This window comes from Novosphingobium capsulatum NBRC 12533, assembly GCF_001598375.1.
Taxonomy (GTDB): domain Bacteria; phylum Pseudomonadota; class Alphaproteobacteria; order Sphingomonadales; family Sphingomonadaceae; genus Novosphingobium; species Novosphingobium capsulatum.
The window spans coordinates 149378-164122 of record NZ_BCYV01000008.1 but is presented as its reverse complement, the minus strand read 5'-3'; the positions used below and the strand labels follow the sequence as shown (position 1 = coordinate 164122).

The following is a 14745-nucleotide window of genomic DNA, read 5'->3' as shown; positions in this document are numbered from 1 at the left end:
GCCGCTGTGCAGACGGTTTTGGCAGATGTCATTCCGGGCGATAAAACACCAGATCGCCTTTGTCTGCCGACTTCAGCTTTCGGGCATGCTGTAAAACATTGCAAAGGGATTTTGCGCTATCTCGCTTTGCGCGCAGGCATTGCTAAGGAGGCGGTTGGTCGCCCGGGAATTGCGGGCGCAGAAGGGCCGCCGTGCGCATAGCGATTTTGGAAGATGACGTGGCCTTGGCCGGGTTGGTGGAAATGACCCTGGCCGAGGCGGGGCACAGTTGCGAGGTGTTCGGCGACGGGCAGGTGCTGACGCGCGCCCTGCATCGGACCACCTACGATCTGCTGATTCTCGACTGGAACGTGCCCGGCATGACCGGGCTTGCCATCATCGAATGGACACGCGGCAACCTGGAAGTGCCGCCGCCCGCACTCATGCTCACCAGCCGCTCGGCCGAGGAAGACATCGTGGCCGGGCTTTCTGCCGGCGCAGACGATTATGTGATCAAGCCAGTGGCGCCGGCCGTGCTCAAGGCGCGGGTCAACGCCCTGGTGCGCCGCGCCTATCCTTCGACCAGCCCCATGGTCGAACAGTTTGGCCCCTACAAGTTCGACACGCGCGCCGATACGGTGGAGCTGGAGGGGCAGCCGGTTGCCCTCACGGCCAAGGAATTTGCGCTGGCGCTCCTGCTCTTCCGCAACATGCACCGTGCCTTGTCGCGCGCCTATATCTTCGAGGCGCTGTGGGGCCGCAATCCCGATCTGCCCACGCGCACGCTGGATGCGCATATCTCCAACATCCGCACCAAGCTCAACCTGCGGCCCGGCAATGGCTTCAAGCTGGTGCCGATCTATGCCTATGGATATCGCCTTGAAGCGCTGGCTGCCTGACGCCGTGGCCCGGCCACGCCTTGCGCTCGCCCTTGCGCAGTCGCTGTCGCTGGTGGCGTGCTTGGCTCCTTGCGCCGCGCATGCTGCATCGGCGCCCGACAATGCGTTGTTGACGCCCGCCCCGGATGACATGGTGCGCTACCTCGTGCGGTCGGGTGACAACCTGTTCCGCCTGGCCAGCGATTATCTGATTCGGCCTGAGACCTATCGCACGGTCCAGCAGCTCAACCACGTGGCCGATCCGCTGCGCCTGCCCATTGGCAAAACGCTGTTGATCCCTCGCGTGTTGCTCAAGCAGGAAGCGGTCCGGGGTACGGTGTTGAGCTGGCGCGGCGCGGTGCGCATCGATGGCCGGCCGGCGGCCAATGGCATGCCGGTGACCGAGGGCATGCTGCTCGAAACCGGGCAGCGCTCGTTCGTCACCGTCACGCTGCCCGATGACACAAGCATCGCGCTGCCATCGCAATCGGCCGTGCGGGTGCGCCGCCTGCGCAAGGTGGTGCTGGATCGACATGTGGAGCGCCTGTTCGCGATCGAGCGGGGCCGGGCGAGCGCCGCCGTCACGCCGATGACCGATCCGGCCAGCACGTTTCAGTTCGCCACGCCCGGCGCCGTCACCTCGGTGCGCGGCACCCGTTTCCGCATGAGCTATGACGCCGATGCACACCGTGCGACGAGCGAGGTGCTGGAAGGCAAAGTGGGTTTCGATACCCAGGGGCGCAGCGCGCAGGTGCTGCCTGCCGGCTTTGGTTCCGCGAGCGATCTGGATGAGCCGATCGCGCTGTTGCCGCCGCCGCTGCTGGTTGATGCGGCAGCCCCGCAAACTGATGCGGATCTGCGCTTTTCCTGGCAAGCCTTGCCGGGCGCGCGGGCCTATCACCTGCAACTGGCGACCGATGCCCAGTTCCTCAAAGTGCTGGACGAAACCGTCGTGGCCGGATCTTCGGCGCAATTGGCAGGTCTGCCCGATGGACGCTATTTCGTCCGCGCTACCGCGATCGATGGTCATGGGCTGGAAGGCAAGCCGGCGCTCGCCGAATTCGAGCGGCGGAGGGAAAACAGCCTGCGCCTGTCGGTGGAAGAAAGCTGGAATGGCCCGGTGCGCCAGTATGTGTTCCACTGGGACCCGGCGCATGAAAGCCGCGCCACCTTCCGCTTCCAGTTGGCCAAGCCTGGCCGCGAAGACCGTCCGACGATCGACCGAGACGGTCTTTCCAGCCACGCCTTGGTCGGTCTCGCTCTGGCCCCTGGCCGCTATCGCTGGCGCGTGTTGATGGACGAGATCGTCGACGGGCATACCGTGTCGCGCTGGACCGATTATCAGGACGTGCGGATCGAGGCATCCTGGTGAGCCTGGGCCATCAGCTGAAACTGCGCACGCAGTGGTGGCTGATCCTGCTGGCGGCAAGCGTGCTGGTCATCGTGCTGACCGCCGACCGCACGATGCTGCGGCTCGACAATGCATTCTACGATCGCCTGCTGCAACTGGGCGCACCGGCGCCGGGGCAGTCGGTGCTGATGGTTGAAATCGATGATGAAAGTATTGCGCGGCTGGGACGTTGGCCCTGGAACCGGTGCATCCATGCCGCGCTGATCGACCGGATCAAGGCGGGGCAGCCGCGTGCAATTGCCTATGACGTGCTGTTTACCGAACCAGGCGATCCGGCCGTCGATGCGCTGCTGGCCGGCTCGGTCGCCGCGGCCCGGCCGATCTTCCTGCCGATGGTGCCGCCCGCGTCCGGCCTTTCCGGTGTGGCCGCGGCGCCTTTGCTGCCTATCGCGCCCGTGCGTCAGGCCGCAAGCGGCATCGGCTATGCCACGATCGATCCTGACGCCGATGGCGTTGTGCGGTCTGCCACGGTTGCCGCCGGGCCGGCGCAGCACCTCATGGCCTTGGCCGCGATGGCTGCCACCAGCCCGGCAACACCCGCTGATCATCTTGCGATGCCGGTGGGCGCGCGCCTGATTCCGTTCGGCGCTGGCGGCGGGCACTGGCCGGGTGTTTCGGCCGCGGCCGTGCTGGCCGGGCAAGTACCGCCCGAACTGCTGCGGGATCGCGTGGTTCTGGTCGGCGCCACTGCCACGGGGCTCGGCAGCCGCTATCCCACACCCACCGGCAGTGTCATGTCTGGCCTGGAAATCGAAGCCAATCTGGTGAACGGCCTGATCAGCCGCACGATGATCCGCCCGGCCGGCATGCCGGCGCGGCTTGGCCTGGGGCTGATGCCACTGTGGGTGCTGATGATCGGCCTGGGCCCATGGCGACGGATGCCGGCCATGGTGGTCTTTGCGCTTTGCGCCGGAGTGGTGGTTGCGATCGCGGCGCTGTGCCTCTTGGTGTGGCGCTTGTGGTTGCCGCCCGGGGCGGCACTCGCCGGGCTTGCCGTCGCCTATCCCCTGTGGGGCTGGCGACAGCTTGCCGTGATCGAGCAGTTCATGCGCGTGCAGTTGTTGCGGCTTGAGCAAGAGCCATCGATACTGCCCCGCGTGGCCTTGGTGGGGTCGGTCAAGCACGGCGTCGCCGGCACGATCGCGCTGTTGCATGCGGCCATCGCCCGCAACCGCGAGATGCAGCACTTCGTGGCCGATCGCCTGGACCAGTTGCCCGACGCCACCCTGGTGGCCGATCTGCCCGGCCGCATCGTGATGGCCAACGCCGCCGCCCATCGCCTGTTCACCACCTTTGGGCATACCATTATTCCCGGCGCTACCCAGGCCCAGGCCCTGCTATCGGCGGTGCGCCTGGTTGGTAGCGGCAACCCGGTGCCATTCCCGCCGGAAGCGGAAGAGCCTGCGACACACGAAGTACAGCGCGATCAGGCGCATTTCTACCTGGTGGGCATGGCCCCGCAGACGCAGGCCGATGGCCAGCGTGCCGGCTGGATCATCCGGTTTGTCGACATCAGCGAGTCCAAGGCCGCGCAGCGCCAGCGTGACGACGTGGTGCAACTCCTGACGCACGATATGCGCTCGCCCCAGGCCTCCATCCTGGCGGTGCTGGAAACCGCGCCGGCCGATCGCATCGCTCCGGTAGAAGCCAGTGCCATCCGCCACTATGCCGAGCGCACACTGCGCCTGGCCGATGGTTTCGTGCAACTCGCCCGCGCGGAATACCTTGAGTATACGCTGGAAGAGGTCGAGCTGGGTGACATGCTGATCGACGCGATCGATGATCTCTGGCCGCAATCGCGCGCCAAGGCGATCGAGATCGTTACCCATGGCGACGAGCAGATGCTGGTGATGGGGGAGCGATCCCTGCTGACGCGCGCGCTGGGCAACGTTATCGGCAATGCCATCAAATACAGCCCCGATGGCACCACCATCACCTGCACGCTGACACGCCAGGTCCGTGCCGATGGCAGCGCCTGGGGTCTGTGCACGATCGCCGATCAGGGCTGCGGCATGGATGAAGACCTGCGCGCGCGCATGTTCGAACGGTTTGCCCGTGGCCCGGTGGGCCTTGGCCCCAAGACCAGCGGCGCGGGTCTTGGCCTTAGCTTCGTGCACACCGTGATGGTGCGCCACCACGGCGTGATTTCGTGCGAGACCGAGCCGCGGAGGGGCACCACGTTCACGCTGGCGCTGCCGATCAAGGATTGAGCGGCTGGACCCCGGCCCATGCCTGGTGTTAGCTTTGGTCACCTTAGGGCCAGTTCCCACAAAGGGGAGGCGTGCATGCGGTTGGCGATCATGCTGGCGATGGCGATTGCGGCTGCAAGCACACCAGCCTGGGCTAAAGATTTGCCCGTGCCCTTCGTGGGGTGCCGGTCAGACGGGCAAACCGGCCCGCTGGCGGCCCCAAGGAATGATGACCATGCCCCTAAAGTGCCAGCGCAACTGGCACCACGGCTGGCCTGGTATGCCAGCAATACCACCGGCGGCGTTCTGGCGCCGCGCGGCTGGCGCTGCTTTGAACTCTATGGCTCCAACGGTTCCGTGCTGATGCTTTCGCCCACGGGGCTTGGCGCCGATCCATTTTCGGCCAAACTGATCGGGCCCGCCATCCAGGTCAGCATCTCGCTGGGCGATACGTCTGGCCGGTTCGAAGCGGCGCGCATTGCGGCCCGCCTGTTTCCCGATCGCAAGGCTTTCGTGGAATCCGTCATAGCAGAGGGCATCGCGCCGCGTCGCCAGTTCCCTTTCGGCCCCTATCCGCATGATCGCATCCTGCGGATAAATCGGAATTATGTGACGTTCGAAACCCCCGCCCATCGCGAAGGCCTTGGCACCATGACACGCCTGCGTCCATCGGCGGACCCGATTAACGGGCTGGTGTGGATGGATGCGGACAACAACGCCACCATGCTGGCGGTGCGGCTCGCGCCGGCACAGCGGAATCTGGTAAACTATATCATCGCCGCGATGATACCGCGATAGCTGTAGGCCTGAATTTGCAACGCGGCGAAGGTAGCGTAATTTTTCAGGCAGAAGTAGTGCCACAGTATTGGGTCCAGGCTTGATACATTGCTGGGCACGGCAAGGCGTTTTACGTCAGCAGCATGTTGACTTTGATGATCTGGGGCATTGCGATTTTAGGCGACAGTGCATAGTGTTTGGCGAGCGCGATCGCTGATTTTCGCGCGCGCAAATTCGTCTGGGGTGCTTTGGGCCTGGTAAGCGTGGTGGTGTTCTGGATGCTCTCGATCCAGACACATCCGGTCATTGTCACCTTTCCCGAAGCCCGACCTTAGCTGTTTTCGCAACTCCGATTTGCGTCGTGGGGGGCGGCACTGGTGCAGGCGAGGTTCTTGGCATCGCCCGTCACGCAAACATCTGGCAAACCAGCGCCTTGATCCGGTGGAAAGGCAACAGGCGGTTGTTGTCGCGTTGCGTCAGCCGTGCGCCACGAGCCAGGCTGCCACGAGCATGGCGCCCCACAGCGCCATGTTCAGGGCAACGATATAAGCCAACTTGCGGCCATTGGGTGCCTTTGCGCGAGACGCCAGGGCGTCATCCGCGCTGGCGTGTGCCCAATCTGTGCTGTGCCAATCCGTGCTGTGCATGCTTGTAGACACTACCGATACCCCGATCCATCCCCTCCGATTGCCATCGCACATCGGTCCGGCTCGCGCTTGTAAAGGAATGTCAATTTCGGATCATTTGGCTGCGAACATCATCCGATCAGGAGCAGTTTGGATGAGCGCTGCGCCAGCGTGGCCGTTCAGGCCGGTGTTTCCACCAGTTCGGCAATCTCGAACCTGTGGCTTTTCCAGCCGCGCATGCGTGCTGCCTCGCGCGTCGGGGCCTCCTTGCGGCGCGCCTCGGCCAAGGATCGGGTGTGGCCCCAGAATACCTCGGTCTTGCCGTTTTCCAGCTCCGCCACGATCCGCCAGTAATGGGTAAAGCTGTCGGTGGTCGGGCCGATCGTCTTGACGTAGCCATCGGGCATCGTGGCAGTGAGATAGCGGCGTTTCTTCTTCATCGCGGCGGCCTTGTGCCGAAAGCTACGCGCCATCGCAACCGCTCTGCGCCGGCAAGATCGCCGGGCCCTTGGAACCAGGGCAGGTACGCGGCGTAGTGCTGGCAAGGCAAGCCGCCTGTCACTCCCCGCCAAGCCCGGAGCCACCGATGCGCCCGTTTGCCTGCCCTCAATGCCTGCGCCTCAACCATTTCGAAGTGCGGGTCTGCCCTGCCTGCACCGCAACGCTGGGTTATGACCCTGCGATCGACCGCTTTCGCTATCTGGCGGAAGAGGGCACCACGTGGAAGGATCGCACCGAGACTTCGGCCGATCTGGTGGTCTGCGCCAACAACAACGATTTCGGCATCTGCAACTGGCTGACCACGCGCGATGCGCCGGGCGGCATGTGCCGTGCCTGCCGGCACAACCGCACCATTCCCGATCTGGCCGATCCCGCCGTGCCGCCGCTGTGGGCCAAGGTGGAAGAGGCCAAACGCCGCCTGTTCCACACGCTGATCCGCCTTGGCCTGCCGCTGGAGACCAAGGCAGAGGAAACGCCGGAACGGCAGGGGCTGGCTTTCGATTTCCTCTATGGCGAGCCTGGCGCTGCGGGCAGTGGCCCAAAGATCATCACCGGCCACGACGAAGGCCTGATCACGTTGAACGTGGCCGAGGCTGACGATGCCCATCGCGAGCAGGTCCGCCTCGACATGGGAGAACCCTATCGCACTTTGCTCGGCCATTTCCGGCACGAGGTGGGGCACCATTTCTGGTCACGCCTGGTCGCGACCGATCCCGCGACACTGGAAGCTTGCCGCGCCCTGTTCGGAGACGAACGCGCCGATTACGCTGCCGCGCTCGCCGCGCACTATGGCGGTGGCGCGCAGCCGTGGACCGAGGACTTCGTCAGCGCCTATGCCACCAGCCACCCGTGGGAGGATTTTGCCGAAACCTTTGCCCACTACCTGCACATCGTCGATGTGCTGGCAACGGCGCGCGGCTTTGACCTGTCGCTCACGGCGTTTGGCGGGCATGATGGCGATGGCCAGGTGGCGGTGGAGTTCGATCCCTATCGTGCCGATGCCGCGGCTCTGGCCGCGGAAATGGCGCCGGTGTCCTTTGCCATGAACGCGGTGAACCGGGCGATGGGGCAGGCAGACCTCTATCCCTTCCACTTGTCTGACGCGATCATCGCCAAGCTGTCTTTCATCCAGCAAACCGTGGCAGCCGCGCGGGTCAGCTAAAGCCTTTCGCTGCCAGGATGGGCGAGAGCACCTGCTCCATCACGGTATAGCCGGCCTCGGTCGGGTGCACGCCGTCATAGGCGAGGCCCGGCCGCATGCCGCCTGCGCCATCCTGCATCGCGCCGTGGTAATCGACAAAGGTGTGCCCGTGCGTGGCGGCATAGTTGGCTAGCCACTGGTTGATCGCCGCAATCGGGGTCACCGTATCCAGGCCCGGGCGCCAGTAATACCGTGCAGCCGGTGGCACCGAGGCCAGCAGCACGGCAATGCCGCTGGCCTGGGCAAGGGTGGCCATGGCCGCGAGGTTATCCTGCGTCTGCTGCAGGGTCATCGGGCCGGTATTGCCGGCAATGTCGTTCGTACCGGCCATGATGTGCACCGCGCGGGGCTTGAGCGCGATGACGTCAGCCATCATGCGCAGCACCATCTGCGGCGTGGTCTGGCCGCTGATTCCCCGGCAGACGCGGCCCTCTGCCGCAAAGAAGGCGGGGTGCTTGTCAGGCCAGCCCTGCGTGATGCTGTCGCCCATGAAGACCAGCTTTACCGGCGTGGCGGCGGCGGTGATGCGTGCATTGTCTTCAGCATAGCGGGCCAGCCAAGGAAAGTCGGTCAGTCGGCGGCGCTCGTCCTCGGTCAGCGTGACGGGTGCAGGGGTGGGCGCTGGCGGGGCGCCAGGCATCAGCACGGGCTGGGCCGCGCGGGCGGCGGTACTGGCGCCGGCGACACCCAATGGCGCAGAGGCGATCAGGCCCAGAAAGCGGCGACGATTGGCGGGAATGGTCACAGATAGCGGCTCCAACGGCAGGGTGTATCCGCCAGCGCCTGGCCGGTGCTGGTTTCTTGCGCGGTGATCACGAGGTGGCTGCGCTTTGGCGCATAGGCTGGCCATCCCGCGAGTGGCGCGCCGTGTTGCGCCAGCGCGATCCAGTGGGCTTGCAACGTGCTGCCATCGGCAAGCGGCGTGGCATTGTGGATATAGCCGATGTCCGCGCCGTGGAAGCTGCGCGCGCCACCTGGCCCGATATCGAATTCGTACCGCCACACCGGCCAGCCATGCGCGGCCAGGAGATCGGCCATGCGCCCGGTGGGGCAGCGGAACAGAATGTCGGTAGCGATCTGCAAATCGCGGCTGCCCAGGCGTGGGTCTTCGGGCGGATCGGGTTGATCCAGCCGATAGAACGCGCGCGCCTGCGCTTCATTGGGGCCAAAGGCCATGGCCACGTTGGCATCGCGATGCGGGCGGCCACCGGGCAGGCCAAATTCCGCGCGATTGGAACCCAGGATCACCGGGCGCGGTGGCGCGCTGGCCAGCAGGGCTTCGGGTGCGGCCGGAAGCACGGCGCCATCTACCGTGGCGCGCAGCCACATGAAATCGTCGCTTTCCAGCGCGCTGTCGTGCAGCGCCTTGTCTGCATCGAGCAGGGCATGCGGCGATGCCGCGCGCAGCGGCGCGGCGCTGCCATCAGTGCCCAGTTGGGCGTCGAGCTGGTCACCCAGGCGCAGCGCCTCGGCCAACGGGCGCGGCGGCAGGCCAAAGCCAGGGGTGCCGCTTTGCAAGGCGGCGGCCTGGAACAGGCCGGGCGTTTGCGGGCTGGCAAGGAGATAGCCCACGTCTTCGGCGCCGGCGCTTTCGCCAAAGATCATGATCCGAGTGGGATCGCCGCCAAAGCGGGCAATATTGGCCTTGATCCAGCGCAGCGCGGCGATCTGGTCCATCAGGCCATAGTTGCCGGTCTTGCCATCGCGCTCTGCCGCCAGCGCGCGGTGCGGCAGAAAGCCAAAGATGCCAAGCCGGTACTGGATGGCCACCAGTATCACGCCGTGGCGCGCCAGGTCGCTCAACACCGTGCCCCCGGCCGATCCCGCGCGGTTGCTGCCGCCATGGATCCACACCATGACGGGGCGCTTGCCCGCCAGCGCCGGGCTGGCGATATCGAGCGTGAGGCAATCCTCGTTGCCGCGCACATAGTCGGCGTGGTTCCAGCCGTAATCGTTTTGCAGGCATGTTGCGCCTGGCGCGGTGGCGTCGCGCGGGGTCTGCCACGCCGGCGCCGGCTGCGGCGGTTGCCAGCGCAGCGGGCCTAGTGGCGGTGCGGCATAGGGCACGGCGCGAAAGCGCGTCACGCCATCGGCATCGGCCGTGCCGACCACCGGCCCGCTTTGCGTCAGCGCGACAGGGTGCCCGGCGCCGGGCGCTGCCCATGCCGGGGAAGCAGCCAGCGCCAGCGCGGCCAGGCCATGCCGCAGCCGCATTACTGCGACAGACCCTGTTGCGCGGCCGGCACGTTCCACCCTTCCAGCGTCACCGCCGCCGCCGTGCCGGCGCTGGCCGGCCAACGCACCGTGATGGTGCGGCTTTCGCCCGGCATGACCGCAACATAGTTGTCGCTGTAATAGGCCGGCAGGATGCGCTTGCCAGCCGCATCCACCAGCGTGGCGCGGGTGTTGAGAGCCGGCGTGCTGCTGCTGTTGGTCAGCGTGATGGCCATTTCCCGTTCGCTGCCGCTGTCCTGCGGGGCGCCGGTCTTGATCGCGAGCGGCGCGGCGCCCATGGCATTGAGCGCGCGATAGGCATCCTCGTCCTTGCCGCGCCAATAGACCGTGTCGCTGACCGCCTTGCCGGCACGATCGGTGATCTTGAGGCTGACGAGCACCATCGGCGCCGACGCAAAGATCGTGTCGAGCGGCAGGGGTTTGAGCGTGGTATCGCGGTTGGCCAGCGCGTCGGCACGGTCGCGCCGCGTGAACAGCACCTTGCCGGCCAGGTCTGTCACCGTGCTGGTCACCGTCAGTCCCCTGGCATCGTCCTGCGTGGTGTTGACTAGCACCAGCGCATTGTCGGGCAGGTTGAGCTGCGCGTGCAGCGGCCGGGCGGCACGCTGCGCGCCGTAATAGGCGGCGTGGGTGTCAAAGTCAGAGCTGTAGATTTGCCAGGCGTTCGATGGCCAGGACGGATGGGTCATCCAGAACAGGCGCCCGCTGTTCTTGGTCCAGAGATGGCCCAGGAAACCCTCGATCATGGCCTGGTGGGTTTCCAGGTTCATCATCTGCGCCTTGCGCTCGAAATCGGCAAAGCTGGTGGCCGCGCCGAACCGGCGGTTCAGGCTTTCCATGAACGTCTTGGTGTCGCCGTTCCCTGAAAAATGCCAGTCGTGATAGGCCAGCGTATCGCTCAGCGGCCAACGATCGGCCTCGGGCACATATTGCGCGATCGCGGCTGCCGTAGCCAGCGAGGGCGTGCCGGTTTCAACCGAAAAGCCGGTGGCCAGATCGGTGAAATAGCCCTGCGGCTGGCGATAGTTGTAGGGGCCCGATCCCTGCAGGTTCACGGTGTTGGAGCTGCCGGTGTACCAGCGGGTGCCGTCCAGCTTGAACAGCAGGTCGTCCAGCCCTTCGTTTAGCGTGGGATAGGGCACCCCTTCGTTGCGGCCGAACCAGATGATGATCGAGGGGTGGTTGCGATAGCGCTTCACCACGTCTTCGGCATTGGCCAGGAACAGCTGTGGGTCTTGCGGCTCCACCTGGAAATTCTGGGTCGATTGCCAGAAATCGTTGAGCACCATCATGCCGTACTCATCGGCCAGGTCATAGAATTCCGGCTCGGTGCTGGTGCCCATCCAGTTGCGGATGATGTTGAGATGGGCTTCCTTGTGCAGGCGGAAGGCCGGCTCCAGCCGTTCGCGCGAAACGCGCTTCATCGCGTCGTCCATGCCCCAGCTGCCGCCGCGCGCCGCGATCTTCACGCCGTTGACGCGGATCGTCAGGTGCGGTTCGGGCAGGGTGTCGGCCGCGCCCAGCGCTTGCACGCCAGACGATGTTTCACCTGCCAGCGTGAGCGATTCCACCCAGCCGCGCGGGGTTTCCTTGATTGCCTCGTGGCGCACGTCGATCAGCTTGGTGCCGGCAAGGCGCCCGTCGGTGGGCTGCACGTTGACCCGGCGCAGCGCGCCAGCGTGATCCATCAGCGACAGGTCATAGGAAACCTCGCGAATGCCAAAGCGCGTCTCGGCACGGTCTGACACCGCGCCATCGACCGTGGCGGTGATATGCAGCGGGTGCAAGGCCTGCTCGCCATAGCCGTTGGGCCACCACAGGCGCGGGTTCTTGATGCGCAGTTGCGGGAAATCGGCGGGGGTAAAGCGCACTTCGCCTTCACCTGGGGCGAGCGTTAGGGTGCGTTCCACGCTGACATTGTCAAACGCGGCGCGCACCGTCACGGTGCGCGGTGTCGTGCCATCGTTGCGCAGGGGCACGGTAATCAGCACGTCAGCGCTGTCGGTGCGGGGCAGGGGCAGGTCGGTCACAACCTGGCTGTCGAGCAGGCGCACATCGCCGCGTGCGCGCAGTTGCACGTCCTGCCACAGCCCGGTGTCACGATCGCGAATGCCCGGAATCCAATCCCACCCTTCGGTGGCCACGAACGTGGGGCCATCGATCGCCAGCTGGCCACCGTTTTCACCCACGCCGGCGGCGATCGACTGTTCGTGCGGAATGCCCGGATGCGGCGGCGGCGAAACCCGCACCGCAATCACGTTTTCACCGGCCACGGGCACCAGCTTGAACTCTCCCCGGGCAAAGGCGCCCTTGGTCTGCCCCAGCTTCTGCCCGTTCACCCAGATTTCGGCGGCATAGTTGATGCCGTTGAAGCGCAGCGCCAGGCGCTTGCCCGCCGCATCCGCCGGCACGGTAAAGCTGGTGCGATACCACCAATCCTGCCGCGCCAGGCTTTCGGGAATGCGCAGGTTGTTGAGGCCATAATAGGGATCGGGATAGACCCCGCGATCGACCAGCGTGGTCAGCACCGTGCCTGGCACGGTCGCTGCGCGCCATTGGCCCTTGGGCGTGCCCGGGCGCGAAAGCGTGGGCCCATCGGCACCCGGCACATCGGGCGCGCCAGCCAGTTGCCAGCCGTTGATCCGCCACACGCCATCGGCCAGCGGCTGAACCACGGCGGCAGCCGGCACGGGCTTGGCCACCGGTGCGGAGAAGCCGCCTTTGGCCTGGGGCAGTGTCCAGGGGTCCTGCTGCCGCCAATAGCCGGTGTTGGCGGTCTTCTGGAATTCCCAACCAACCCCCACGTGCCACATCTGCACCAGATCGAAATCGGGCCGGGTGGCAACCAGCGCCTGCACGGCGGGCAGCGGCAGCGCACCATCCTCGATCCGGGCATCGACCAGGTCGCCGCCAAAGTGCGGCGCGCCGGGCATGGCAGGGGCGACTGCCAGGCGGGGCGCCAAGGCACCGGCATCGGCCAAGGCGCCGCGCGCCACTTCCTGCCCATCGACATAGAGCGTGGCGCGTTCACCATCCCAGCTGGCGGCCACATGGGTGAACCGCCCGGCGACAATCGCACGGGGCGCCACGATCATCGCCGATCCGATGCGCAGCGCCGGCTTGCCATCGATCAGGGCCAGGCAGCGGCAGGCCGTGGCCGGATCGCCCAGCGACAGCAGCACCACAGTGCCGCTTTGTATGGCCTGCGGGCGCACCCAGGCGGCCAGGGCCGTGGGGGCATGCGGGGCCAGCACCGCAGCCGTAGTCGGCACCTCGCGGGTGATGCCGATGCCGCCTTGCATCAGGGCAGCATTCCACGGGCCGCCGTTGGTCACAGGCGCAGCACCCGCGACCGGGGCCAGCATTCCACCCAGAATCGTGGCAGCAAGCAGGCTTGTGGCAAAACGCATCGAAAATCCCTCTCCTGGTCGGCGCGTCACCCGCTTGGCCGGGTGTTGGCACCGGTGCATGAGATGGCCCGTCGTCGCGGTCGCCAGCCCATCATCGTCGGTTCCTTTCTGACGCAAACCGAATTAATAAGTCAAATTGAATTAATGATTGGGAGAGCGCGATGCATGCGAATTTCGAGGGCGGTAGCGGCCTTGGGGAAGGGGCTCTGCAGCCGATGCCGAAGGCGGCCGTGAGGGCAGCCGTCGCGGCCAGCCTGGCTGGCCTGCTGTTCGGGTTCGACACGGCGGTGATTTCCGGCGTGACCGAGGCGTTGCGCCAGCATTTCGCACTTTCCGCCACGGGGCTGGGCATTGCCGTTTCTGCCGCGCTGTGGGGTACCTTGGTGGGGGCCAGTGTGGCCGGCGGGCTGGGCGATCGCCTGGGCAGCCGCCGGGTGTTGACCTGGATCGGTGTCGCTTATCTCGTTTCGGCGATCGGTTCTGCCCTGGCGGGCGGGATGGCGCTGTTTGTGGCCTTTCGCTTTCTGGGCGGCCTTGCCATCGGCGGCTCGTCGGTGCTGGCGCCGGTCTATATCTCCGAAGTCAGCGCCGCGGCCCGGCGTGGCCGGCTGGTGGCGATGTTCCAGTTCAACATCGTTGCCGGCATCCTGCTTGCCTATTGCAGCAACTGGCTGCTGGCGCTGGCGCTTCCGGCTGACATCGCCTGGCGGGCCAAGCTTGGCATCGCGGCCCTGCCGGCGCTGTTCTTTGCGGTGATGCTGCCCGGCATTCCCGAAAGCCCGCGCTGGCTGGCGAGCAAGGGGCGTGGGGCGCAGGCACGGGTGGCGGCAGACCGGCTTGGCCTCGATGCCATGGCGCTGGCCAGCACCGATCAATCCGATGCACGCCTCGATTGGCGGCGCCATCGCCGGCCGATCCTGCTGGCGATCGCGATTGCCGCGTTCAACCAGCTTTCCGGCATCAATGCCATTCTCTATTACCTCAACGACATTTTCGCTGCGGCCGGCTTCACCGGCGTGTCCGCCGATCTTCAGGCGGTGGCCATCGGATTGACCAACCTCGTTGCCACCATGGTGGCGATGACGGTGATCGATCGCGTGGGCCGTCGCCCGCTGCTGCTCACCGGCGCGATCGGCACCACGCTGGCGCTGGCGGGCGTGGCGGCGATCTATGCCACGGGCAGCGGCGCGCAGTTCCTGTTGCCTTTGCTCGTGCTGTTCATCGCTGCCTTTGCCTTTTCCCAAGGGGCGGTGATCTGGGTCTATCTGTCGGAAATATTTCCCACGCCGGTGCGCGCACGCGGTCAGGCGCTGGGCAGCACCACGCACTGGGTGCTCAACGCCGCGATCAGCTTTGCCTTCCCGGTGGTCGCGCAGTTCACCCAGAGCCTGCCTTTCGTGGTCTTTGCCCTGGCCATGGCGGTGCAGGCGGTGGTGGTCTGGCGCTTCTTCCCCGAAACGCGCGGCGTCGATCTCGAGGAACTGGCCGCGCGGCTTTCGCACTGACCGTGCATGGGCGCGGGCCGGGGATCGTCCCGG

11 protein-coding genes are annotated in these 14745 nt (G+C 66.0%); 6 read left to right on the top strand and 5 right to left on the bottom strand.

The features are described from left to right. The first annotated feature begins 191 nt into the window (after window positions 1–191). From SCA01S_RS07695 to SCA01S_RS07680, 4 genes are all read left to right on the top strand, one after another. Window positions 192–878, top strand: a complete 687-nt coding sequence (locus SCA01S_RS07695; RefSeq protein ID WP_022676752.1) for a response regulator transcription factor — start codon at window positions 192–194, stop codon at window positions 876–878. Continuing rightward, the gene (locus SCA01S_RS07690; RefSeq protein ID WP_245652487.1) at window positions 859–2229 is read left to right on the top strand and encodes a FecR family protein; all 1371 of its coding nucleotides are present in this window, start codon (window positions 859–861) and stop codon (window positions 2227–2229) included. The genes SCA01S_RS07695 and SCA01S_RS07690 overlap by 20 nt, the downstream gene beginning before the upstream one ends. Further along, window positions 2226–4478, top strand: coding sequence for a CHASE2 domain-containing protein (locus tag SCA01S_RS07685; RefSeq protein WP_062784506.1), 2253 nt, complete (start codon window positions 2226–2228; stop codon window positions 4476–4478). Before SCA01S_RS07690 ends, SCA01S_RS07685 begins: the two co-directional genes overlap by 4 nt. Before the next feature lie 225 nt (window positions 4479–4703). After that, a complete protein-coding gene (locus SCA01S_RS07680) occupies window positions 4704–5255 on the top strand; it encodes a hypothetical protein (RefSeq protein ID WP_062784504.1) in 552 nt (183 codons plus the stop codon). 109 nt (window positions 5256–5364) lie between these two features. Here the strand turns inward: SCA01S_RS07680 and SCA01S_RS22525 are convergent, their stop codons facing one another. Together SCA01S_RS22525 and SCA01S_RS07675 are read right to left on the bottom strand one after the other, a co-directional pair. Next, the gene (locus SCA01S_RS22525; protein WP_167542871.1) at window positions 5365–5547 is read right to left on the bottom strand and encodes a hypothetical protein; all 183 of its coding nucleotides are present in this window, start codon (window positions 5545–5547) and stop codon (window positions 5365–5367) included. 492 nt (window positions 5548–6039) lie between these two features. Then, a complete protein-coding gene (locus SCA01S_RS07675) occupies window positions 6040–6300 on the bottom strand; it encodes a hypothetical protein (RefSeq protein ID WP_062784780.1) in 261 nt (86 codons plus the stop codon). 146 nt (window positions 6301–6446) lie between these two features. Here SCA01S_RS07675 and SCA01S_RS07670 point away from each other — a divergent pair, with 146 nt between their 5' ends. Beyond that, window positions 6447–7523, top strand: a complete 1077-nt coding sequence (locus tag SCA01S_RS07670) for a zinc-binding metallopeptidase family protein (RefSeq protein ID WP_062784502.1) — start codon at window positions 6447–6449, stop codon at window positions 7521–7523. Here SCA01S_RS07670 and SCA01S_RS07665 read toward each other — a convergent pair. From SCA01S_RS07665 to SCA01S_RS07655, 3 genes are read right to left on the bottom strand one after another with little or no spacing between them, the layout of a single operon-like run. Beyond that, entirely contained in the window at window positions 7516–8307 is a 792-nt protein-coding gene (locus SCA01S_RS07665) for a GDSL-type esterase/lipase family protein (protein ID WP_245652486.1), read from the bottom strand. The two genes, SCA01S_RS07670 and SCA01S_RS07665, sit on opposite strands and share 8 nt — an antisense overlap. Next, window positions 8304–9776: a carboxylesterase/lipase family protein gene (locus SCA01S_RS07660; RefSeq protein WP_062784500.1), complete on the bottom strand. Its 1473-nt coding sequence runs from the start codon at window positions 9774–9776 to the stop codon at window positions 8304–8306. The genes SCA01S_RS07665 and SCA01S_RS07660 overlap by 4 nt, the downstream gene beginning before the upstream one ends. After that, the gene (locus SCA01S_RS07655; protein WP_084390845.1) at window positions 9776–13207 is read right to left on the bottom strand and encodes a glycosyl hydrolase 2 galactose-binding domain-containing protein; all 3432 of its coding nucleotides are present in this window, start codon (window positions 13205–13207) and stop codon (window positions 9776–9778) included. Before SCA01S_RS07655 ends, SCA01S_RS07660 begins: the two co-directional genes overlap by 1 nt. Before the next feature lie 215 nt (window positions 13208–13422). On the opposite strand from SCA01S_RS07655, the gene SCA01S_RS07650 reads away from it, so the two are divergent. Further along, window positions 13423–14712, top strand: coding sequence for a sugar porter family MFS transporter (locus SCA01S_RS07650; RefSeq protein ID WP_022675343.1), 1290 nt, complete (start codon window positions 13423–13425; stop codon window positions 14710–14712). Window positions 14713–14745: the final 33 nt, after the last annotated feature.